The sequence below is a fragment of the Streptomyces neyagawaensis genome (assembly GCF_023516595.1).
In the GTDB taxonomy this organism is placed as follows: domain Bacteria; phylum Actinomycetota; class Actinomycetes; order Streptomycetales; family Streptomycetaceae; genus Streptomyces; species Streptomyces neyagawaensis.
In genome coordinates this window covers 61779-83087 of record NZ_JAMGBG010000065.1, presented here as the reverse complement: position 1 = coordinate 83087, position 21309 = coordinate 61779, and the positions used below count along the sequence as shown (strand labels likewise).

At 72.1% G+C, this 21309-nt stretch carries 20 protein-coding genes; 8 read left to right on the top strand and 12 right to left on the bottom strand.

The annotated features are described in order from the left end of the window. The first annotated feature begins 108 nt into the window (after window positions 1-108). Both M8J73_RS25915 and M8J73_RS25910 read left to right on the top strand, forming a co-directional pair. Entirely contained in the window at window positions 109-429 is a 321-nt protein-coding gene (locus tag M8J73_RS25915; protein WP_055540639.1) for an SHOCT domain-containing protein, read from the top strand. Between the two features lie 88 nt (window positions 430-517). Then, the gene (locus tag M8J73_RS25910) at window positions 518-1507 is read left to right on the top strand and encodes an Acg family FMN-binding oxidoreductase (RefSeq protein ID WP_055540640.1); all 990 of its coding nucleotides are present in this window, start codon (window positions 518-520) and stop codon (window positions 1505-1507) included. Between the two features lie 85 nt (window positions 1508-1592). Here the strand turns inward: M8J73_RS25910 and M8J73_RS25905 are convergent, their stop codons facing one another. Then, window positions 1593-2564 carry a universal stress protein gene (locus tag M8J73_RS25905; protein WP_055540635.1) on the bottom strand — a complete coding sequence of 324 codons (972 nt, stop codon included), beginning with the start codon at window positions 2562-2564 and terminating at the stop codon, window positions 1593-1595. A gap of 245 nt (window positions 2565-2809) precedes the next feature. On the opposite strand from M8J73_RS25905, the gene M8J73_RS25900 reads away from it, so the two are divergent. Next, entirely contained in the window at window positions 2810-3466 is a 657-nt protein-coding gene (locus M8J73_RS25900; protein WP_055540636.1) for a DUF4389 domain-containing protein, read from the top strand. A gap of 57 nt (window positions 3467-3523) precedes the next feature. Here the strand turns inward: M8J73_RS25900 and M8J73_RS25895 are convergent, their stop codons facing one another. Beyond that, window positions 3524-4438 carry a universal stress protein gene (locus tag M8J73_RS25895; RefSeq protein WP_055540637.1) on the bottom strand — a complete coding sequence of 305 codons (915 nt, stop codon included), beginning with the start codon at window positions 4436-4438 and terminating at the stop codon, window positions 3524-3526. A 172-nt stretch (window positions 4439-4610) separates the two neighbouring features. Here M8J73_RS25895 and M8J73_RS25890 point away from each other — a divergent pair, with 172 nt between their 5' ends. Next, window positions 4611-5111 carry a universal stress protein gene (locus tag M8J73_RS25890; RefSeq protein WP_079055036.1) on the top strand — a complete coding sequence of 167 codons (501 nt, stop codon included), beginning with the start codon at window positions 4611-4613 and terminating at the stop codon, window positions 5109-5111. Window positions 5112-5166: 55 nt separating this feature from the next. Here M8J73_RS25890 and M8J73_RS44900 read toward each other — a convergent pair whose 3' ends face one another. After that, window positions 5167-5778 carry a calcium-binding protein gene (locus M8J73_RS44900; RefSeq protein ID WP_274757676.1) on the bottom strand — a complete coding sequence of 204 codons (612 nt, stop codon included), beginning with the start codon at window positions 5776-5778 and terminating at the stop codon, window positions 5167-5169. A 239-nt stretch (window positions 5779-6017) separates the two neighbouring features. On the opposite strand from M8J73_RS44900, the gene M8J73_RS25880 reads away from it, so the two are divergent. Then, window positions 6018-7286, top strand: coding sequence for an MFS transporter (locus M8J73_RS25880; protein ID WP_249829117.1), 1269 nt, complete (start codon window positions 6018-6020; stop codon window positions 7284-7286). A gap of 37 nt (window positions 7287-7323) precedes the next feature. On the opposite strand, the gene M8J73_RS25875 is transcribed toward M8J73_RS25880, so the two are convergent. Together M8J73_RS25875 and M8J73_RS25870 are read right to left on the bottom strand one after the other, a co-directional pair. After that, window positions 7324-8151: a VOC family protein gene (locus tag M8J73_RS25875; RefSeq protein WP_055543131.1), complete on the bottom strand. Its 828-nt coding sequence runs from the start codon at window positions 8149-8151 to the stop codon at window positions 7324-7326. A gap of 109 nt (window positions 8152-8260) precedes the next feature. Further along, entirely contained in the window at window positions 8261-9133 is an 873-nt protein-coding gene (locus M8J73_RS25870; RefSeq protein WP_055543130.1) for a beta propeller repeat protein, read from the bottom strand. Window positions 9134-9384: 251 nt separating this feature from the next. Here M8J73_RS25870 and M8J73_RS25865 point away from each other — a divergent pair, with 251 nt between their 5' ends. Further along, the gene (locus tag M8J73_RS25865) at window positions 9385-11451 is read left to right on the top strand and encodes a hypothetical protein (protein ID WP_249829116.1); all 2067 of its coding nucleotides are present in this window, start codon (window positions 9385-9387) and stop codon (window positions 11449-11451) included. 151 nt (window positions 11452-11602) lie between these two features. On the opposite strand, the gene M8J73_RS25860 is transcribed toward M8J73_RS25865, so the two are convergent. The 3 genes from M8J73_RS25860 to M8J73_RS25850 all read right to left on the bottom strand — a co-directional run bounded on the left by M8J73_RS25860 (window position 11603) and on the right by M8J73_RS25850 (window position 14766). Further along, on the bottom strand, window positions 11603-12166 hold the full coding sequence (locus tag M8J73_RS25860; protein ID WP_055543100.1) for a snapalysin family zinc-dependent metalloprotease: 564 nt from the start codon (window positions 12164-12166) through the stop codon (window positions 11603-11605). A 322-nt stretch (window positions 12167-12488) separates the two neighbouring features. Next, complete coding sequence (locus M8J73_RS25855) at window positions 12489-13526, bottom strand: LacI family DNA-binding transcriptional regulator (RefSeq protein ID WP_055543101.1); 1038 nt, start codon at window positions 13524-13526, stop codon at window positions 12489-12491. A 472-nt stretch (window positions 13527-13998) separates the two neighbouring features. Beyond that, window positions 13999-14766, bottom strand: coding sequence for a restriction endonuclease (locus tag M8J73_RS25850; protein WP_372504018.1), 768 nt, complete (start codon window positions 14764-14766; stop codon window positions 13999-14001). A gap of 174 nt (window positions 14767-14940) precedes the next feature. Between M8J73_RS25850 and M8J73_RS25845 the strand changes: the two genes are divergently transcribed. Further along, window positions 14941-15609, top strand: coding sequence for an HAD family hydrolase (locus tag M8J73_RS25845; protein WP_372504020.1), 669 nt, complete (start codon window positions 14941-14943; stop codon window positions 15607-15609). 485 nt (window positions 15610-16094) lie between these two features. On the opposite strand, the gene secD is transcribed toward M8J73_RS25845, so the two are convergent. From secD to M8J73_RS25825, 4 genes are all read right to left on the bottom strand, one after another. Continuing rightward, window positions 16095-18389 (bottom strand): protein translocase subunit SecD, encoded by a 2295-nt coding sequence (secD, locus tag M8J73_RS25840; protein ID WP_055543371.1) that lies wholly within the window; start codon window positions 18387-18389, stop codon window positions 16095-16097. Between the two features lie 72 nt (window positions 18390-18461). Then, window positions 18462-18965 (bottom strand): hypothetical protein, encoded by a 504-nt coding sequence (locus M8J73_RS25835; RefSeq protein WP_249829114.1) that lies wholly within the window; start codon window positions 18963-18965, stop codon window positions 18462-18464. A gap of 99 nt (window positions 18966-19064) precedes the next feature. Then, the gene (locus tag M8J73_RS25830) at window positions 19065-19781 is read right to left on the bottom strand and encodes a response regulator (RefSeq protein WP_249829113.1); all 717 of its coding nucleotides are present in this window, start codon (window positions 19779-19781) and stop codon (window positions 19065-19067) included. Further along, window positions 19756-20736 (bottom strand): HAMP domain-containing sensor histidine kinase, encoded by a 981-nt coding sequence (locus M8J73_RS25825; RefSeq protein ID WP_249829112.1) that lies wholly within the window; start codon window positions 20734-20736, stop codon window positions 19756-19758. Before M8J73_RS25825 ends, M8J73_RS25830 begins: the two co-directional genes overlap by 26 nt. Window positions 20737-20972: 236 nt before the next feature. Between M8J73_RS25825 and M8J73_RS25820 the strand changes: the two genes are divergently transcribed. Beyond that, window positions 20973-21302 carry a TraR/DksA family transcriptional regulator gene (locus tag M8J73_RS25820; protein WP_055542963.1) on the top strand — a complete coding sequence of 110 codons (330 nt, stop codon included), beginning with the start codon at window positions 20973-20975 and terminating at the stop codon, window positions 21300-21302. Window positions 21303-21309 lie beyond the last annotated feature (7 nt).

Below are 21309 nucleotides of genomic sequence, written 5' to 3'. Positions count from 1 at the left end.
CTCTTCGGCCCATGCCGGAAGGAGCTGCGGTGACGACAGTGGGAGTGAGCGCCTCAGGCGCGGGGGTCAGGCCCTCGCCCGGTGATCGTGAGGAAGCGGGTGACCACGATGTTCTGGTACGGCCATGATCTCGGCGGGTGGGGCTGGTTCGTCATGTCGGCGGGCATGATCCTCTTCTGGGCCGCGCTGATCGCCCTCGGCGTGCTCCTGTTCCGCTCACTGTCCGGAGCGTCCGGAGCGGACAAGGCGGAAAGGTCGACAAGTGCGGGCGGGGCGAACACCTGGGTCGGTGGTCCTCCACCGGGAGGCCTCTCCCCCGAGCAACTCCTCGCCGAGCGCTTCGCCCGTGGCGACATCGACGAGGACGAGTACCGCCGACGCCTGACCGTTCTGCGTTCGGGAACGAGCGCCCCGTCCGGCACACCCTGATGCCCGGCACGAGTCGAGCCGACCGGCCGGAGCACACACGTCACCCAACCCCACCTCGGCCGGTCGGCACTGGAGGGAAGCAGCTGTGGTGTCCCTACACGCACTCGACGAGAAGACCCTGACAGCCCTGGTGGAGGACGCCACGGCGGCTCCGTCCATGCACAACGCCCAGCCCTGGGAGTTCCGCTTCCTGCCCGGCGACGGTACCTTCCACATCCGGGCGGACCTCGACCGCGCGATGCCGAGGACGGACCCGACGGCCCGGGCCCTTCACCTGGGCTGCGCCGCTGCCCTGTTCAATCTGCGCGTCGCCGCCGCCCACGCCGGCTGGACTCCGGTCACCGAACTGCTGCCCGACCCCTCGGACCCCCGGTTGCTCGCGGTCGTACGGCTCACCGGACAGACTCCGCCCGAGGACAACCTGGGCCCGCTGTACCCGGCGATCCACCGTCGCCGCACCAGCAGGCAGCCGTTCTCCGACGAGGCGGTGCCCGACGCCATCAGGGACGGCCTCAGCGCCGCCGCCCTGCTGGAGGGGGCTCGGCTCGCGTTCCCCGACACCTGGCACGTACAGACCCTGCTGGACTCGGTCCGGGACGCCGAGGGGCGTGACGCGCGGGACCCGGCGGCGGAGGAGGAACTGAGGCGCTGGGTCCGCACGGGCCCGGAGGCGGCGCTCACGGCGGATGACGGGGTACCGGACTACGCCTTCGGCCCCGTCAAGCACCACGGCGGGGCGCCCGTACGCGACTTCGCCGGCCGTCAGCCGCTTCCCGGCCGTGAGAGCGCCGTGTTCGAGAGCGCGCCCCAGCTCGCCGTCCTGGGCACCAGGGACGACCGGCCGAGGGACTGGCTGGTGGCGGGGCAGGCCATGGAACGCGTCCTGCTCCAGGCCACCCTCGACGGGCTGGCCACCTCCCTCACGTCCCAGGCCCTCGAACGGCCCGAGGTCCGCTGGATCACCCGCGACCCGGAGTCCGCGATGGGTTTCGTCCAGATGGTCATCCGGCTCGGCTACGGCCCCTCGGGCCCGGCGACACCACGCCGACCGGTGGACGAGGTGCTCACCATCGACTGAGGCGCCCTGCCGCCGGACGGCATCAGCCGCGGCCCGCGCGGGCGGCCCCACGATCAGGACACGCCGGACAGGAGCACCGTGGCCCCTAAAGCACGGGTACGACGGCCACGGGGCAGCCGACGTGGTGGATCACGGCGTGGGTGACGGGTCCGGTGCGGGGGCCGGGGGTGGGGTCGCCGAGCCGGTGTCCGACGACGAGCAGGCTCGCTCCCGAGGCGGCTCGGACCAGCGCGGTCCTGGGCCTGTCCTCCACCACCGTCGCCAGGACCTCCACGTCCGGGTACTTGTCGCACCACGTCCGGAGCACGGCGTCCAGGAAGCCCTGCCACTCCTCGCCCTGCCGCGGCCGGTCCACGAGGGCGATGTCACCGGGGCCGAGCCCCATCGGGCCGGCCGCGCACCATGCGTGCACGGCCCGCAGCCGGGCGTGCCGGAGCCGGGCCGCCTCGAAAGCGAACTCGATGACCTCGTCGCAGGCGTCGCCCAGGTCGACGGCGACCACGACGTCCCGATAACCGGTGCCGGCCGAAGCCCCTCCCCGGTCGTCTCCCCCGACGCCGCCTCTGCCGACTGGCTGACGCTCGTCCGTTCCCTCGACGTCACCTCCGTCGGCGGGCAGCAGACGCTCGTCCTCTGCCCGCTCCCCGGCCCGAACGAGGACGACGGGGCGTGTCGCCCTGGCGACGACGCCGAGCGCGACGGAGCCCACGAGGAAGCCGGTGAAGCCGCTCAGCCCGCGCGAGCCGAGGACCAGCGTGTCCGCCTGGTCGGCGGCCTTCACCAGCGCGGTGACGGCGGGGCCCTCCAGCTGCTCGTCGGAGAGCCGGACATCGGGGCACTCGGCGCGGGCGCGTTGCTCGGCCCGCGTGAGATGGCTCCGCCCCAGACGCCGCTGCGCGGCGCGCGTGATCTCGTCCTCCCGGCGGCGGGTGCGCCTGTCCAGGACGTGCACCAGGTGCAGGGGCAGGTCCCGGCGTACGGCCTCGCGGGCCGCCCATGCCACGGCGGCCAGGCTCTCCGCGGATCCATCGACTCCGGCGACCACGGGTGAACGCATCTCGGCACCTCCGACGGCAGGTTCTCCTTCGATTTCAGCGTCACGCCGAGAGATGCACAGGGGCAGGGCCCGGCAGGTCCTCACGGGAGGCTGCTCGGCCCCGCGTCCTGTCCCCCTTCAGCCCATGTGCGCGTCCCGGCCCGTGACCGGAAGCTGGAGTGGAGGCCCCGGACAGCGCGCCTGATCTCGCCACCACCGGGAGTCCCGGAAGTGACCGTCGCCGAACGACGAAGGGATCGGTCCTCATGAGCACCGAGTTCATCGCGTCCCCACACCCCGCCCGGCTGAGCGCACGGCTCGACACCCCGCTCTCGCGCTGGCTGTGGCTGGTGAAGTGGCTGTTGGCGTTCCCCCACTACGTCGTCCTGATGTTCCTCTGGGTGGCGTTCACGGTGGTCGGTGTCATCGCGTTCTTCGCGATCCTGTTCACCGGCCGCTACCCGCGGTCGTTGTTCGATTTCAACGTCGGTGTCCTGCGCTGGAGTTGGCGGGTGGCGTACTACGCGTACGGTGGTCTGGGCACGGACCGCTACCCGCCGTTCACCCTCGCCGACGTCCCCGACTATCCGACCCACTGGGACGTGGCGTACCCGGAGCAGCTCTCCCGTGGTCTGGTCCTGGTGAAGTGGTGGCTGCTGGCGATCCCGCACTATCTGGTGCTGGGGTTCCTTCTGGGCGGCGTACGGATGGTGTGGTTCTCGGGAGGGCTCATCGGGCTGCTGGTGTTGTTCGCCGGGATCGCGCTGGCGGCGACGGACCGGTATCCGCGCGGGCTGTTCGACCTGGTGATGGGGCTGAACCGCTGGGTGCTGCGGGTGGCTGCCTATGCCGCCCTGCTCACGGATGTGTATCCGCCCTTCAGGCTCGACCAGGGCGGCGAGGAGCCCGCTCCGCGTCCCTGATGTCGGGTGACCGCGCGAGGCCCCCGCGTCGTCAGTCGGGCCCCTGGCCCCGCGCCGTCAGTCGTGCGGTACCACCGCCACCGGTGAGGCGGTGTGCTGGACGACGTGGTGGGTGATCGGGCCCAGGCGTGGGCCTACGTGTCCCGCCCGTCCGCGTCGGCCCACGACCACCAGGGCGGCGTCGCACGAGGCGTCCACCAGGTGCGCCCCCGCGTTGCCGATCACCGCTTCCTCCGTGACCTGGACACCGGGGTACTTGTCCCGCCACGGCCGCAGCACCTCGGCCGGTCCCGGCGGCGCCTCGGCACCCCGTCGACCCCGGTGGGACGCCACCTTGGTGTCGGCCTCCGCGGCACGGGCTGCCCGCGCGTCCCAGCCGTGGACCACGCGCAGCGCCGCGGCACGCCGGGAGGCGGCGTCAAAGGCGAAGCCGAGGACGAGGTCGTCGGGTGCACCGAGGTCGAGTCCCACCACCACATCCCTCGGGAGCCCGGCCCGGGCGGCGGAGTCGCCGGCCGAGTCCGCCCCGCGCGTCCGGCCCTCGCCCTCGCCGGAACCGACCAGGACGACCGGTCGCCCGGCCCTGGCCACCACGGCGAGGGCCACGGAACCGAGCAGGACCCCGTCCGTGCGCCCGAGGCCGCGTGAGCCGAGCACGAGGAGTTCCGACTCCTCCGCGGCGGCGACCAGAGCGGGCACCGTACGGCCGGGAAGTCGCTCGGTGCTCACCCGTAGCCCGGGGTGGCGGTGAGCCAGCCGGGCCCGCGCCTCGGGCAGGAGGCTGACCGAGCGGTCGGCCCCCGGCGGCGGCACCGGCTCACCGGCGAACGGGACGTAGGCGTGCGGCTCCTGTCCCCCGGCGTGTACGAGCCGGAGCGGCAGGCCGCGCAGAGCTGCCTCGCGAGCGGCCCAGTCGGCCGCGGCCAGGCTCTCGTCCGAGCCGTCCAGACCGACGGTGACCGTAGAAGACATCGGGAGACCTCCTTGAGGGGTGGGTCTCCACTCTGATCTCCGTCGGGCCCGTGGCACGAGGGACCTGGGTCCCGTGCACGGGTCCGGTCGGCCTCTGTCGGGGGCGGCAGGCGCGGCGGAGGCTGGGTGGCACCGAAGTTTCCCACCCACTGGGGCGGAAGGGCGGACTGTGATGGAACCGACGACGGCTTCCCCTGACGCGCCGGTGGCGCGGAACCCCGCCGGACACGGGACCGGCGGCGGGCGTCGCGCCGGAGAGGTCGTCCTCGGGATGGACGCGCGGGACGCTGTCGCCGGCGCGGTCGACTTCGCCTTCCACTGTGCCCGGGCGCGAGGGGTGCGTCTCCGTGTCGTGCACGCCTGGGCGCTTCCCGCGAGCGCCGCCGAGTGGCCGTTCGCCGTACCTGAGAGGGACCGTGCGACATGGGAGGACCACGAGGTGCAGGTCCTGGCCGACGCGCTGCGTCCGTGGCGGGAACGGTACCCGGACGTTCGGGTGCTTGAGGACGTCGTCCTGCTGTCCCCCGTCCAGGCGCTCACCCACCACGCCTCCGGGGCCGGGATCGTCGTGGTGGGGAGCGAGCCGGGTGCGCGTTCCCGTGCGACCGTGCGCGCCCTGCTGGACGAAGCGGTGTGCCCGGTGGCGGTGGTACCGGCCGACTCTCGGACGTGACCACCGCCACCGGGTCGCGCACGACGCGCAGGCGACCGCGTGACGACCGCGCACCTCAGCGTTCGCAGCTGTCCTTCAGGTCGTTGGCGTCCCCCGTGCAGGTGTCGGTGCCGGCGTCTCCGAAGGAGCGGTCGTTGCCGGCCGTGAAGTCGCCGGCGTCCAGGCGGTCGTCGCCGTTCCTGCCGAACATGACGTCGTCCCCGGCGCCACCGGTGATGTTGTCGACCCCGGCCCCGCCGAAGATGGTGTCGTGTCCCGCCTGACCGTTGAGGAAGGTCCTCGCCGTGGCGGTGTAGTCGATCGTGATGATGTCGTCGCCCGAGCCCCCGCTGATGTCGGCGGGCACACCGCCGGTCACGAGGACGATGTCGCCGAGGTCCCCCATGTCGAGCGTGAGGGTGCGGTTGCCGTACGGGCAGGTGACGGTGTCGCGGTCGACCTGGGTGCAGCCGGACCCCGCGGTGACGGCGTCGCCGCCGTCGCTGATGGTCACGGTGCTGTTGGACCGCGTGATGGAGAGGTCGTTCGCCTTTCCGGCCACGGCGTTGACGTGGATGCGGACCGAGTCCACCCGTACACCGGTCGCGGCATGGGCCTGCCCCGTCGACAGCACCGTGGCCGCGCCGAGCGCCAGGGCCGTGACACCGGCCTGCGTCGCGTTGCGCATGGAGATCTTCAATGCTCCTCCTGTTCCCCCTGATGAACCTGGGCTGGTCCAGCCCTGATCCATGCTGGGCGGGAGCGGGGGGCGACACATGGGGGCCCAGCCCCCAATTAGCGGTCCTGCGACACACCCCCGCGTCCCCCCGAGCTCATGCCCTCCGAGCCCCGAAATCACCACTCGGATCACCAACGGATCACTTAACGGAGTTGTACGTTCTTTATATTCTGTACATAATCCGGATCATGAGTGAGCCGCTGCGTCGCAACCGTGACTTCGTCCTGCTCTGGAGCGCCACCCTGTCCTCGACCCTGGGCGCCCAGGTCGCCTCGGTCGCCTATCCCCTGCTGGCACTCCAGCTGACCGGCTCGGCCGTACACGCCGGTCTGATCGGTTCCGCGGCGATGGCCGCCGGTATCGCACTGCGTCTGCCCGCGGGCGCTCTGGTCGACCGGTGGGACCGGCGGCGCACGATGCTCGTCTGCGATCTGGCGCGAGCCGTCCTCGTCGCCGCCACGGTCACCGGTTCGCTGCTCGGGTTCCTCGACTGGCGGATGCTGCTGGGCGTGGCGGTGGTCAGCGGTGTCTGCGGGGTGTTCTTCGAGCCCGCGGAGACAGCGCTGCTACGGCGCGTGGTTCCCACCGAGCATCTGCCGCAGGCCCTCGCGCACAACGAGGCCCGTCAGTACGGAGCCACGATCGCCGGACCCCCGTTGGGCGGCCTGCTGTTCAACCTGGGGCGAACGGTGCCCCTCGCCGGCGAGTTCCTCGCCCATCTGCTGTCCTTCGCGGCGGTCCTTGCCGTGAAGCCCCCGGCCCAGGCCCCTGCCCCTGCCCCGGCCGCCACCTCCCCCATCGCCCGCACCGCCCCCTCGACCCCGGACCGCCCGCAGTCCCTCCTGCGCGACATCGCCGACGGTCTGCGCTGGACGTGGCGGCAACGGTTCCTGCGCGTCCTGCTGGTGACGGCCGCGGGCTTCGGACTCGTGTTCTCCGCGCTGACCTTCACCGCGATCGTCGCCGCCCGGCAGAGCGGCGCGACACCGGCCGATGTCGGCCTGATGATGGCGATCTCCGGTGTCGGCGGGCTGCTGGGCGCGCTGGCCGCTCCCCGGCTGCAACGACGCAGCCCCACGTCCGTCGTGCTGGCGATGTTCTGGGTCGCCGCCGCGGCGATTCCCGCGATGGCCGTCCGGCCGACCGCCTGGACCATCGGCCCCCTGCTGGCCGCCGCCTTCTTCCTGGCCCCGGCGGCCAACGCGATTCTGTACACCTATCAGATGACCATCACGCCGGATCACTTGCAGGGCAGGGTGCTGAGCAGCCTCGCGCTCATCGGCGGTGCGGTGGCCCCGGTGGGACCGCTCGCCTCGGGACTGGTCCTGGAGCACTGGGGTGTGCGGGCCGCTCTGCTGGCGATCGCGTCCGTCATGGGACTTGTGGCTCTGGGAGCCACCTGGAGCCGCACCGTCCGGCATCTGCCCCCGCTGGACCGGGCCAGGGCCGTGGGTTGAACCGAGTCGGCCCGCCCCACGGGATCGCCCCGCGGGATCAGTTCGGGGCCGGGGTGAGCACCACGAAGTCCGCGTTCGACGGGTCGAGGCAGACGGCCAGACGGCCCACGCCCGGCGCGTCCTCCGGTCCCATCTGCACGCTGCCGCCGTTCGCGGTGACCGCGGCGACCGCCGCGTCGCAGTCGGCGACGGCGAACACCGGGTGCCAGTACGGCCGGCCGTCCGTCAGCGTCAGATCCTCCTTGCCGAGCTCCATGAGGCCGCCCTGCATGCGTTCCTCGGGGAGTCCGGCGGGCGTGATGAGGGTGTACGTGCCCCCGCCGCCAGGCAGTTCCATCTCGCTGTACTGCCAGTCGAAGACCTTGCTGTAGAACTCCTTGGCGGCCGCGGCGTCGCTCGTGTACAGCTCGGTCCACGACAGCGAACCGGGCTCGTCGGCCAGTTCGAAGCCCGCGTTCTTCCCCGGCTGCCACACCGCGAACTGGCCGCCCAGGGAGTCGTTGTACTGGGCCATCCGGCCCCACTCGCCGAGGTCCCTCGGCGCCACCCGCACCGTGCCGCCGGCCTCCTCGACCGCGCGGGTCGTGGCGTCCGCGTCGGTCACGGTGAAGTAGATCATCCAGGCGGAGCGGGCGCCCTTCTCGGTGAGTTTGCCGAGTCCGGCGACGACCTTGCCGTCCTTCCGGAACATGCCGCCCTCCATGTCCTCGCCCTCGACCTCCCCCATCTCCTCGCCCTCGACCTCCCCCATGGGCTCGTACTCCCAGCCGAGCACCGCCCCGTAGAAGGCCGCGGCGGCCCGGACGTCGGGGGCGCCGAGGTCCAGCCAGCAGGGGGAGCCCGGGGTGAGGTCGGTGGTGATCACGGCAAGTCCCTTTCTCGAGTCCTTGGGCCTCACCCTGACACCTGGCGCGGCCGAGCGCGCGTCGACCGCCGCGGGGGACCGGCAACGGCCCCCGGTCCCCCGCTGCCCCTCACTGTTTCTGGCGCCTCCATGTGCGTCCGCCGTCGCCGGAGATCCACAGCCCTTCGCCCTTGACCATGTCGTACGACGGTGTCGCCGCGTCGACGATCCCGTGGAGCGTCGTGCCGTCGACGGCGAAGGACCTGAACTTCGCCGGGGTCCTCAACTGGCGGAAGGTGGTGTTCGTGCGGTCGGTGGCGAGCCAGTGACGGCCGCCTTCCTCACCGACGAGCACCTGCCCGTCCGCGAGGATCTCCAGGTCCAGCCACTCCGGGTCGGTCGCCAACTCCTTCCAGGGGATGCCGCCGCCGACGATCTTCCGCCAGTGCTTGCCGCCGTCCGAGGTGATCAGGAGGCCGCGCACGCGCAGGTCCTCGTCGGCGTTCTCGACCAGCTCCTGCGTACCCAGCAGGACACCGCCCGGCTCGTACGGCTGGCGGGGGACGCGCACCGCCACCACCGCCTCTGGCAGCGCACCGGTTCCGATCTGGACGCGCTGTCGGAACTCGCCGCGGCGTTCGACTCCCTGCGGGCCGACGAGAGGTGCGAACCGCGCGACGTCAGTGATGCCTTCAGGCTCGCCCTGCGGCGTGACGCCCTGCGTTCCCGCAGTGAGAGCCTCCCGGACGCGTTGATCGCCGTGTGGGCGGGCCTGGGACACGTGCGGCGAGCGGTCGGCCTGGCCCGGGCCCGCCAGGACGTGTTGGCGCAGTTGCGGGCCTTCGCCGGAGTGGTCCAGAGCCTGGTCGCGGCGGGCAGTCCGGCGCAGGCCGCGGAGGTCGCCGTCGAGGCGGCGGAACTGGCGGCCGACGTTCCCGAACAGCGTCGCGAGGAGGCGACGGAACACGCCGTGGCCCTGCTGGCCGTGGCCGGTCACCACCACCGGGCGATCGATCTCGCACGGACGCTGCCCTCACCTGCCGTGCGGGACCGTGTACGGGTCCACCTCCTGCGGGACATCGCCACGGCCATGGCGGAGAAGGGGTTGTCCGCCGACGCCGTCGCGGTGTCCTGGAATGAGCTCATGGAGGGGGCGGACGCCGCGCCGGCGGCCGGTGCGGCGGCCCTCGCTCACGCCGAGCCCTTGAGCAGGCCGTCGAACTGGCCCGGTCGCCCGCGGATCCGTACACCCGGATGGAGTCCCTGGCGGGCGTCGCGACGGCTCTGGTCGCCTCCGGCGCGGGGAGGAGCGGCGGGACGGGCAGCGGCGGGACGGGATCCGGTGCGGGGAGCAGTACGGGTACCGACGCGAGGAGCAGTACGGGTACCGACGCGAGGAGCAGTACGGGATCCGGCACACGGACGGGCACCGAATCGCGCGCCGACGCCGCTCGGAAGCTCGCTCTGGAGGCGGCCGCCCTCGCCGACGGGGTGACCGCGGACAATCTGAGGGCCCGTGGACTGGCCATGGCGGCGCAGGCGTTGGCTCTCGCCGGTCGGCCGACGCAGGCAGTCGAACTGCTGAAGTCCCTCCGATCTCCGCGGGAGCGTGAAGAGGCCGTCGCGGACGTGGTCGCCGCCCTGGCGTCCACGCCCGAGGGCCTCGCCGCCGCCACCAGCACGGCTCGGAGCCTGACACTCTCCGCCAGCCGGAGCCGGGCACAGGCCCAGGTCGCCTGGGCCCATCTGCGTGCGGGACGGCACGAGCAGGCGGGGGAACTGGCGCGAGAGGCGTCCGACGCCACTCGGCAGGACACCGCGCTGGGCGAGCCCTATCACCTCGGCCTGCTGTGCAGGGCGTTGGCCGAGTCGGACGCCCCGGATCTCGCCGTCGGTGTCGCCCGCGGCATCGGCGACCCGGACGCGCGGACCGACGCTCTCGTGGACGCCGCGTGCGGTGCGGCCCGCCGCGGGCTGCACCGCTCGGGGGCGGACATCGCGCGCGCGATCGCCGACCCGTACCGGCGGGGCCGGGCGCTGGGATGGGTCTCGTCCTTCGCGGCCCGGGCTGGATCGCTGGAACTCGCCGAGACGTTGCTACGGGAGATGGACAAGGCGGAGGACGAGCAGCCTCCGCGTTCCCTTCGCTCGTACGACCACCGCAAGGCGGCCCTGTCCGCGCTCGCCAGGGCCCTCACCGACGCCGGCCGGGACGACGCCGCACACGCCCTGACCGAGACCGCGCCGCACACCTGGGACAGGGCGGAACTGCGGGCCGCCATGGCGCGAGGTCTCATCGCACGGGGCGAGGACGAGCGGGCCCTCACTCTGGTGCGGGACTTCGCCGGCTCCCCCCGCGCACCGCGGGCCCTCGCCCCGGTGGCCGCCGCGTGGGCGGCGGCCGGCTCGGTGCCACAGGCGCTCGCGGCTCTGGGGGCGCTGCCCGACGCGGCGGCGCAGGCCGAGGCGCTCTCCCTCGCCGCGTCCTCCCTGACCCGAGACGGCCACGCCACACGGGCCGCCGCCCTGGCACCCCACGCGCGCGCCCTGGTCGACGCCCTGACCACTCCCCCGTGGCTCGACCCGAACGACGTCGCCGCTGCCGCGGCGGGACTGGCCTGGACCGGGGAACTCGATCAAGCGCGAACTCTGGCACGGCAGTTGGTCGAGTCGTATACGAGGGACGAGGCGATCGCGGCCGTCGCCGAGGCGATGGCGGTGTCCGGGCGCTACGAGGAAGGCGTCGAACTCGCCGACAGCCTGCCGGAGCCTCTGATGAAGGGGCGGGTCCTCGCCGACATCGCCCACTGGGCCGCCCGGCGCGGCGACTTCGGCACAGCCGTCCGCACGGGCGCCGCCATCGAGCACAGTGAGCATCAGGACTGGGCGCTCCTGGCGACAGTGGACTGCGCTGTGCGCGAGCACCGGTACGCCGAGGCCGTCGAGGCCGCCCGCGCCCTCACCGAACCGCGCACCCGGGTGCGCGCGCTGTGCGCCGTCGACGCCGCGGCGCGCCGACACGGCGAGGATGACTTTGCCGATGGGGTGACCGGCGACGTGGTGACCGGCGACGTGGTGTCCGGTGAGTTCGAGCCCGAAGCGTCCAACTCCACGGACCCGGAGGACGGGACCGACGTGTGGCGCTGCGGCCTCAAGGCTGCTGCGGCCGAAGGATGGGGCGACAGCGCGCGGGGGCGTTCGGCGGCCGTCGAAGCGCTCAGCCTCGGCCCCTGGCACCGCTGCCTGAGCGCCACGCGCTCCACCGCGCCGCAGGCCTTGGCGGAGGCGGTCCGCGCCGTACTGCACGACGGCGGGGCGTAGCGGGGGTTTCGTCGTGAGGAGGTGCGGCGGGAGCGCGTACGCCCGCCGCATGGGATCCGGCGGGCGTACGACTGCGGGTTCGTTGGCGCTCGTGGTCACCCGTGTGCGGGGACAGCGGGCCACCGGCGCTGTCCCGATGGTGGGGCGGGCGTCAGTCCACGGTGACCCCTGCCCGCACCGCCGGGGCCGGTCCGACGAGCGCGCCGCCGAAGTTGCCCTCGACCTCCGCCTTCTCCGCGGCGTTCGGATTCGGGTTCGTACAGGCGGTGCCCGCGCTGGACCCGGACATCAGGCTGGAGCACGGTCCGGGCTTGCGGTCGGGGAGGCCCAGGATGTGCCCCAGTTCATGGGCGGCTATGCGAATGGTGTTGTAGCCCTGGTCGACGGCCTGGCGTCCCATGTAGACGGTTCCGTTGCCGAGGGAGGTGGTGAGGGCGCGTGGCCAGCCGTTGTCCGCGACGACCCGGATGTTCGCGCGTTGCCCGGTGGCGGCCGGCCGCAGTTCGACGGCGTCGACGCTCTCGTTCCAGATCGCCGCGCCCCGGTCCACCACGCTCCTGAACTCGGCGGAGCCGCTGGCGTCGTAGGTGAGGACACGGGCGGCGGCGGGGACGTCCGCCACGGCGGGGGGAGCGGCCACGGCCTGGCCGCCCGTGAGGGACAGGGACACCACGACGGCGGCGGCCAAGCCGCCGGTCAGCGTACGGATGTGCATGTTCGACCTCCTTGTGGGGGAAGGTAGTCGTGCTCATGACATTCTGAAGGTCACTTCCCGGTGGCGGTGAGGGTGAATCCGTCAATCTGGAGCGGCACTCGGCCTGACTGTCGTCCGGGGAGGTCGTCATCATGCTCTCCGTCCGAGCTCGACGACCGTCGCGCTGCCGCGGATCGGGCACCGGTTCATCGGAGCGGTGCAGTTGACGCTCTGTGCCGTCCTGGTCGTCCACACGCTGGCCGTCCACACGCTGGGGTTCCGGCCCTGACCCGGATGTGCCCGATGTGGTCGCGGCCATCGGAGACGCCGTGCGGTGAGCGGGTCACGTCGTGCCGCGCACCCGCAGGCTCGGCGTCAGGACGATAGGGGGCGGCTGTTCACCTGCGAGGAGCCGGTCGACCTGGTGGACGGCGAGTTCGCCCAGCCGTCGCTTGTCGAGGTGGAGGGTGGTCAGTGGCGGGTCGACCAGATCGACGACGCTGAGCCCGTCGTAGCCGACGAGGGCACAGTCGTCCGGTACTTGAACGCCGAGTCGGCGGGCGGCCCGGAGCGCGCCGATCGCGACGAGGTCGTTGAAGGCGACCACGGCGGTGAGTTCCGGGCGCGCGGCACGCAGCGACTCGAACGCGGCGGCGCCCCCGTCCGGGGACTGCTCCCCCACGACGATCCAGTCCTCGTCGACGGGCAGCGCGTGTTCGCCGACGACGTCGAGGAAGGTGCGACGCCGGAGCGTCGGGGCGGTCACGCACTCGCAGTCGATCATGCCGATCCGGCGGTGACCCCGGTCGACGAGGTGTTGCATTCCGGCCCGGATTCCGGCAGCGGTGTCGATGTGGACCAACGCGTGCTGCGACGAGTCCAGTCCACGGTCGACCAGAACCAGCGGGACGGAGCCCACATACGGTTCGAGTTGCGCGTCGGGATGGCTGATGTAGCCGACCAGAGCGTCGACCTGTTGGCCGAGTGAGCGGACCAGGGCCAGTTCCCGGGACCGGTCGTTCTCGGTACTGGCCACGAGCACCTGCCAGTCCCGTTCGTCCGCGGCGGCGATCACTCCCGCCACAAACTCCGGGAAGAAGGGGTTGACCACGTCGGGGACGATGAGCCCGACGGATACGACGTCCGGGCGGACCAGCCCCCGGCCGAACCGGCTGGGCCGGTACCGCAACTGCCTCGCGACGTCGAGCACGCGTTGCTGGGTCCCCGGATCGATCTCACCCTTGCCGTTGATCGCCCGGGAGACGGTCTGGTGAGACACGCCCGCCACCCGAGCGACGTCGCGGAGCGTGACGCGCTTGACGGCGCGCGCACCCTGCGTCCGCTGCTCTTCCGTTTCCCGCCGTCCGGCCACGCTGCCCACTCACTTCTGTTCCTGTGCCACCTGGTGTCCCAGTCAATCAGGTTCACCCTTCTGCCGGGTCGGCACCGCCGCACGGTACTGCCACGAGAGCCAGCGCCAGAAGACCACCAGCGGACCGTGCGCCCGTTCGCCAGGTGGGCGTTGACGGAATCCGTTCTCTGAGCGAGTATCCCGTTAGCGTTCACGTTAACGGTAACGGACCAAGCGAGGGAGAGCACAGTGGCCACTTCTCGAGGCCCCCTACCGCACGAGCCCCATCAGATGTTCCGAGGCGTGTTCCGCGGCTGGCACGAGCAGGTCGGCGCCTTTTCGGCACTGCCGGGCGCCCCAGTGGTGCCGGACGACCCGCAGCCCTGGTGGCGCCGACTGAGCGGCCGGAAGCGGAGGCCGCGGCCAACACCCACGACACGCACGAATCAGTCACCCAGGGCTACTCGCTGCGCCTGACCGGGCACTCCGGCACCGGCTGACTTCACCTCTCCGGGAGTGCCTCCCAAGGACACGGTCCGGTGCCGTCCGTCCAGCTCCTGAGCTTCTCCCCGTCCACGCACACGATTCCGCACTGGTCGGCGTACTCCGCCGCCGGCGCCGTGAAGTCGCTGGTGGTGACCAGTACGGCCACGTCTGCCTCGTGGACCGTGAAGCAGGTGCCGCCGAAGCGCTGGAGGTCCTGGGAGCCGACGCGGTTCGCTTCGCAGTAGTGCTTGCACTGGATGACGACCCGGCGCCCGTCCGGCGTCACCGCCACGACGTCGGCACCCAAGTCGCCCGCCCCGCCCACCACTTCGACGCCCGAGCAACCGTCGCGCTCACAGAGGGCGGCGATCGCCTCCTCGAACTCCTCCGGTGTCAGGGACTCGTAGCAGGGGTCGACTTCGACGACGGCTGGACGCTGACGGGGGATCAGGTCGATGTCCAGTTCCTCGGCCGCCTCCCTCGCCGCCTCGTCGAGCGCCGCCGCGGCCCGGCGCGCCGCCCTCACCACGTACAGGCGGCGCCGCAGGCCCACGAGGGCGGCGACACCTAGGACGACCAGCACCAACACCCAGCCGGGACGCCTCTCGACGGCGCCGGCCACCATGCGGGCCACCCAGCCGAGAACACTGAGCAGCACAGCCAGGATGACGAAGAACAAGGCGGTCGAGCGAAGGTCGAACCGATGTCGGCGGTGCGCGGCCGATGTGCGGCGTCGGGGCAGGGTTCGTGTACCAAGTGTCCGACGCACCGGCAGAGTTCGCATGCGCAGTGGCTGACGCTCGGGCAGCGTTCGACGCATGGGCAGTGTTCGACGCGCGGGTACGGTCACGCCAAGCCCCCCTCAGGATCGATGGGAATGATCACTCCCCACCGTCTGCCCAAGATCGCCACCTTCATCGTCCGCACCGCCTTCGGCTGCACCTGTCATGATCGACACGTGATCAGTGAAGCCGGGCGGCCGGGCCGCATGAAGGTCGTCCTGTTCGATGTCGACGGCACGTTGATCGACGCGGTGAGCAACCAGCGCCGGGTCTGGGAGACCTGGGCGGCGCGTTACGGGCTGGATGCCGACGAGGTCTACCGGGTGGCTCTGCGGACGCGGCCGATGGAGACGTTCGCCCAGGTCGCCGCCGGCCGTGAGCCGAGCGAGTGTCTGGCCCTGCTGCACGAGTTGGAGGACGACGACGTACGGTCCGGCGTCTACGCGGCCTTCCAAGGCGCGTCGGAGTTGCTGCACGGTCTGCCGCCGGGGGCCTGGGCGTTGGTGACCTCGAACTACGAGCACCGGGTGCGCGGTCGTTTCGCGCGCACGGGCCTGCCCGTGCCGGACGTGATCGTGGACGCGGCCGCCGTGGCAGAGGGCAAGCCCTCTCCCGTGCCCTATCTGCGGGCCGCCGCACGGCTGGGCGCCCAGCCCGCGGACTGCCTGGTCATCGAGGACGCCCCGTCCGGAGTGCGGTCCGGGCTGCGCGCCGGGATGACGGTGTGGGGCGTGAACGCCGCCGCCGCGGTGGAGGGCGTTCATCGCCACTTCGTCACTCTGCGCGAAGCGGTTCCCCACATCCTCGCCTGGGCGTCCGGGCCGCAGAGGAATGCCGCGGTCTGAGCCCGGACGCCAGACTGTGCGAATCGGTCGTCGTAACCTCTTCTCGGAGTGGGTGAGCGCCTCGTCAGTGGGGTTGCTTCGCCAGGAATGCGATCAGTTTGACCTCGCTCCGTTTGAGGCGCTCCCGCTGCTCGCCAGGCAGTGACGCCAAGGCGTCGATCAGGACCCGTTCTCTGGGGACGTGCACCATCGCCCCTGTGTAGACCCGGCAGCCGAGGCACCAGGCCAGCCCTACGCAGCGCTCGAACATGGGGGACTCGGGCGGGTAGGAGCGGTACTGGTACGAGCGAACGGGTGTTCCGCAGGCCGCGCAGATCCGTCGCTCACCGTCCTGGACCGTCTCCCAGGTTCCGACCTTCCGCCACCGATACCTGTCGTCAGGTGCTCTTCACATCGTCATGTCGGCCATCCTCCCCCATGAGAGGGCCGTTTGCCGAGGATCGATCTCCTCGTTGCCGTCTCACGCGGTTCTGACACGTCGGCCGTCATGCGGGCTCGGGGGCTGCCCGCTTGGTCGAGGTGCGTCGATGCAGTTCCACGGCCAACGGGGCGGCGGTGAAGACGGACGAGTACGTGCCGACGGCCAGGCCGATGAGCAGGGCGAGGGCGAAGTCGGTCAGGGCGTCGTCGGCGAGGACGGCCAGGGCGGTGAGGATGAGGGCCGCTCCCGTCCCCGTGTTGACGGTGCGGGGCAGGGTCTGCAGGATCGCCCGGTTGATCAGGCGGGCCAGGGGTGCCGTGCGGTCGCGGGCGAGGAGTTCCCGTACACGGTCGAAGAGGACGACGGAGTCGTTGACCGAGTAGCCGATGACGGTGAGCAGGGCGGCCAGGAAGACGCCGTCGATGGGTTTGCCGAGCCAGGCGAACACGCCGGCGAGGATCAGCACGTCATGGGCGAGTGCGCCGACAGCCGCGGTGGCGAACCTCCAGCGGAAGCGGACCGCCAGATAGGCGAGTTGGGCGCCGAGGGCCAGGCTGAGGGCGATGAGGGCGTTGCGGCGCAGCTCGTCCCCCAGGGTGGGGCCGATCAGTTCGTCGCGGACCTTCTCGGCGTCGCCGCCGAGCCCGGCGATGGTGTCGGTGACGGTGGCCGTGTCGGCGTCGGTCAGGTCCTCGGCGCGGACCGTGAGCCCGCCGTCGCCGGAGGACTGGACGAGTGCGCGCGGGAATCCGGCGTCGGCGAGGGCGGCACGGGCCCGGTCCGGGTCCACGGGAGCGCTGGTGGTGTACTCGACGAGGCGACCGCCGGTGAACTCGATGCCGAAGTCGAGGCCGCGCACCAGGATGCCCGAGGCCGTCACGACGAGGAGGGCGGCGGAGACCGCCAGCCAGCGGCGCGGATGCCGCATCAGGTGCGGACCGCGGCGCAGCAGACGGTCACGGACCCAACCGGTGTGCGCGATGCCGGTGATGCGCGGGCGGCGGTGGACGGCGGCGCGGCTCGCGGCGTACTCGGCGAGCACGCGGGAGATCAGCAGGGCGCTGACCATGGAGGCGAGGACGCCGATGCCGAGGGTGACGCCGAAGCCGCGCACCGGGCCGGAGGCGAAGGCGAACAGCAGGCCTGCGGCGATCAGCGTGGTGATGTTGGAGTCGGCGATGGCGCTCAGCGCCCCGCGGAACCCGGCGGCCAGCGCCGAGCGGGTACTGGGGCGGTTGCGGTTGGCGTGCTCTTCGCGAGCGCGTTCGAAGACCAGGATGTTGGCGTCGACGGCCATGCCGATGGCGAGGACGAACCCGGCGAGACCGGGCAGGGTCAGCGTAGCTCCGAGCGCGGCCAGGGCGGCGTACGAGATCAGTCCGTAGCAGGTCAGGGCGAGGGTCGCGAGCAGGCCCAGGAGCCGGTAGACGGCGATGACGAACAACGCGGTCAGCGACGTGCCGATGACGGCGGCCCGGGCGGCCGCGGTGATGGCCGCGTCGCCGAGGGTGGCGCCGATGGTGCGCTGTTCGATGACCTCCACCGGTACGGGGAGGGCGCCGCCTGAGATGAGCAGGGCCAGTTCGCGGGCCTCGGTGGCGTCGAAGGAGCCGGTGATCTGGGTGGTGCCGCCGGCGATGCCCGCCCCACACGTCACGGCGGACGCGACCTGCGGCGACGAGATGATCCTGCCGTCGAGGACGATGGCGACCCGGCGCTGCGGGTCGCCCTCCGGGTGGCAGGCGGCGTCGGCCGTGATCCCGGTCCAGCGGTCGCGGCCGGTGTCGGTGAAGTCGATGGTGACGTGCCATCCGGCGCCGGTCTGCTGGTCGATGCGGGCGTCGGCGCTCTTGACGTCCTGACCGGTCAGCTCGGCGGCCTTCAGTCGCAGGGGCTGTCCGGTCTCGTCCGGCAGCACCCGTGCGTCGGTGGCATCGGCCGAGGTCGCGGTGGTCTCGGCGTCCTCGGCCCGGCCGAGGACCTCGTGGACGGTGAGTTGCGCGGTGCGGCCCAGGACGTCGGTGGCCTTCTTCGGGTTCTGGACGCCGGGGAGTTCGACGAGGATGCGGTGGTCGCCCGAGCGGACGAGGGTGGGTTCGGCGACGCCGAGCGCGTCGATACGGCCGCGCAGTACCTCCACGGTGCGGTCGGTGGCCTCGCGATCCGCCTCGGCGGCAGGTGTGGAACGGGTCTCCAGCACGACCTGGCTGCCCCCGCGCAGGTCGAGTCCGAGACGGACCGGCACGGTCAGCGCGATGGCCAGCGATCCGGCGATCACCGCGAGGGCGAGCAGCGCACGGGTGCGCAGTGAGCGCGTGCGCAACGAGACCGTGCGCAGCGGGCGGTTGTGGCGTTTCAAGACAAGCCTCCGGCAGGCATGCCGCGGCAGCCGTTGCGCGGCCGCGACGGAAAGAGGAAGGAAGGGGGTTGCTCAGATGCCGGTGGATGCCGGAGGCGCCCGGCCCCGGTCGTGGGCCGACCGGCCGGGAGAAACGGCCGGGTACGCGGACGTAGCGGGGGCGTACGTCCCTTCGGCCGGGAGGAGGGCGGGATCGCGGGGGTCGGTGGCGTGGTGTTCCGGGAGTGTGGGGCGCTCGCCGGAATGTCCTTGCCGAGCCAGGACTTGGACCGCGCAGTCGACGGCACAGGAGGTGTCCGCGCGGGGAGACGCGGAGGGTACGGAAGGCGTGGCGAGCGCGGAAGGTACGGAGAGCGAGGTGGGCCCGGCGAGCGTGTTGAGCCTGGTGAGCGGGGTGAGCGGGGTGAGCCCGGTGAGCGGGGTGAGCCCAGTGAGCGGGGTGAGCCCAGTGAGCGAGGTGAGCCCAGTGAGCGAGGAAGGCGTCGGCATCGCCGTCGTCAGGACGGCGAGGAGCAGCACCAGGGCCGCGGCGAACCGGTGACCGGCGGCCGGGACGGCGCGGAGTGCTTGGCGCATGCGCCGTCCCTTTCTGGGGGGGGCGGAGTCGGGTGACAGGTCGGGAGGGGAAGCCGCTCTCTGCACTCCCCTGGCCGGGCGGGTGCCGGACGGCGGAGGTCAGGGTTCGATGAGTCCCGCGCGAATCGCGTACCGCGTCAGTTCCAGCCGGTCGCGCAGGCCGAGCTTCTGCAGCAGGTTGGCCCGGTGGCGGTGCACCGTCTTGATGCTGATGACGAGGATGTCGGCGATGTCCTTGGAGGAGTGGCCCTCGGCGACGAGCTTGAGGACCTCTTCCTCCCGTGGCGTGAGGAGGCTGTCGGCGTTCTCCTCGCCGTGCCGGACCCGGTCGAGATAAGTGCGGATCAGGGCGGTGACCGCGCCGGGGTAGAGGAACGGCTCGTCGCGCATCGCGGCACGGCACGCGGCGACCAGATCGCGGTCGGCGACGGACTTCAGCACATAGCCGCCGGCACCTGCCTTGAGGGCCTGGAACAGGTACTGCTCGTTGTCGTGCATGGTGAGCATCAGGATGCGCAGGCCCGGCTTGAGCGTGGCCAGCGCGCGGGTCGCCTGCAGGCCGGTCATCCGTGGCATGGCGATGTCCAGGACGGCCAGGTCGATGTCCTGGCCGCGGGCCGCCTCGACGGCCTCCGCACCGTCCCCGGCCTCCGCGACGACCCGCAGGTCCGGTTCCCGCTCCAGGATCAGGCGTACGCCACGCCGGACGAGGGCGTGGTCGTCGGCCAGCAGGATCCGGATCGGCGTCACCGAGGCCACGGCGGCCTCGGGCGGCAGGGCAGTGGCGGGGTCAGGCGGCGGGGCCGGAGCGGGCATGGTCGCTGCTTTCTGGGGACGGGGTGGTGAGGCGGATCCGGGTTCCGGTGCCGGGGGTGGAGGTGAGGTGCAGGGCGGCCCCGGCGAGCAGGGCGCGTTCGCGCATGCCGCGGATACCGGCGCCCTCGCACGGGGCCTCGATGCCGCGGCCGTCGTCGGTGATCTCCAGCACGGCCGCTTCCCCCTCGCGGCGCAGGCTCACATCGACGCGGTGGGCGTCGGCGTGGCGGGCCGCGTTCGTGAGGCTCTCCTGCGCCACCCGGTACAGGACGAGCTCGGTCTCCGGGCCGAGGGCGGGCAGGTCGGTGTCGAAGCGGCGCACGACGTGCAGACCGGTGTGGGTGGCGAAGTCCTGAGTGAGGGAGGTGAGGGCGCTGACCAGGCCGAGGTCGTCCAGTACGCCCGGTCGCAACCGGCGCACCAGGCGCCGGACCTCGTCGAGGCTGTCCCGGGTGATCTCCTGTGCCTGCCGCAGCTCCTCGCGGAGCGGTTCGTCGGCGTCGTCGGCGGCCCGTTTGAGCACGAGCAGGATCGCGGTCATGCTCTGTCCGACCTCGTCGTGCAGTTCCTGGGCGACACGGCGGCGTTCCGCCTCCTGGGCGAGCAGGACCCGCGCGCTGGAGGTGGCGCGCTCGTGCTCCAGCCGGTCGAGCATGGCGTTGAACGTGCTGATCAGCTCGCTCACCTCGCCGCCGGTGCCGGGTACGGGGAGCCGCTGCCCGGGGCGCAGCAGGTCGACGGTGGCCATCAGCCGGGTCAGCCGGTCCAGCGGGGCCAGGCCCAGACGCAGCAGGGCGGCGTTGGCGACGAGCATGACGGCGAGGCCGCCCACCAGGATGAACGCCTCGGTCAGCAGGACCGGTACGGAGACGGTCACCGGAGCCCACAGCAGCAGTGCCGTGGCGGTGCCCAGCACCAGGGCGTTGAGCCCGAAGATCCGCCAGAACAGCGACACCGGGAAACGCCTCCCTCCGCCAAGCCTGTGATTGTGACCGTTCTCCCCCCACTCTGCCTTGAATTGCAGGAGGAAGCGAGGGGGGACGGTATCCATATCGGAGGTCTTCGGGTACCCATGCCCATGGGTACCGCGATTCCGGGAAATGGAGCCCGCGCCCGATGGGATCCCGGCGCGCGGACGAGCAGAGTCGAAGGTGACCGAGCCGCCGGCCCCCTTTCGGAAGGACCCTTCCCGTGCCCCTGGACACCTCCCGGACCGATTCCCGTCCCGCACGACTGACCGCGCACGACGCGCGGCAGCGTCTCGAACACGCCCGCAACAGTCGCATCGCCCAGCTCCGGGCACTGCGTGAGGGTGGGCAGAGCGCCGAGGACCCCCTGATGTCGGCGCAGGCCGACGCGATCGGCAAGGTACTCAAGGAGATCGACGCTGCGTTCGCCCGTATCGACGAGGGGACCTACGGCACTTGTGTGGGCTGTTCCGCGCCCGTCCCCGCGGAGCGCCTGGAGATCCTCCCGTACACGCGGCACTGTGTCGCCTGCCAGCGCCGCGCCGCCCCCTGATCCAACC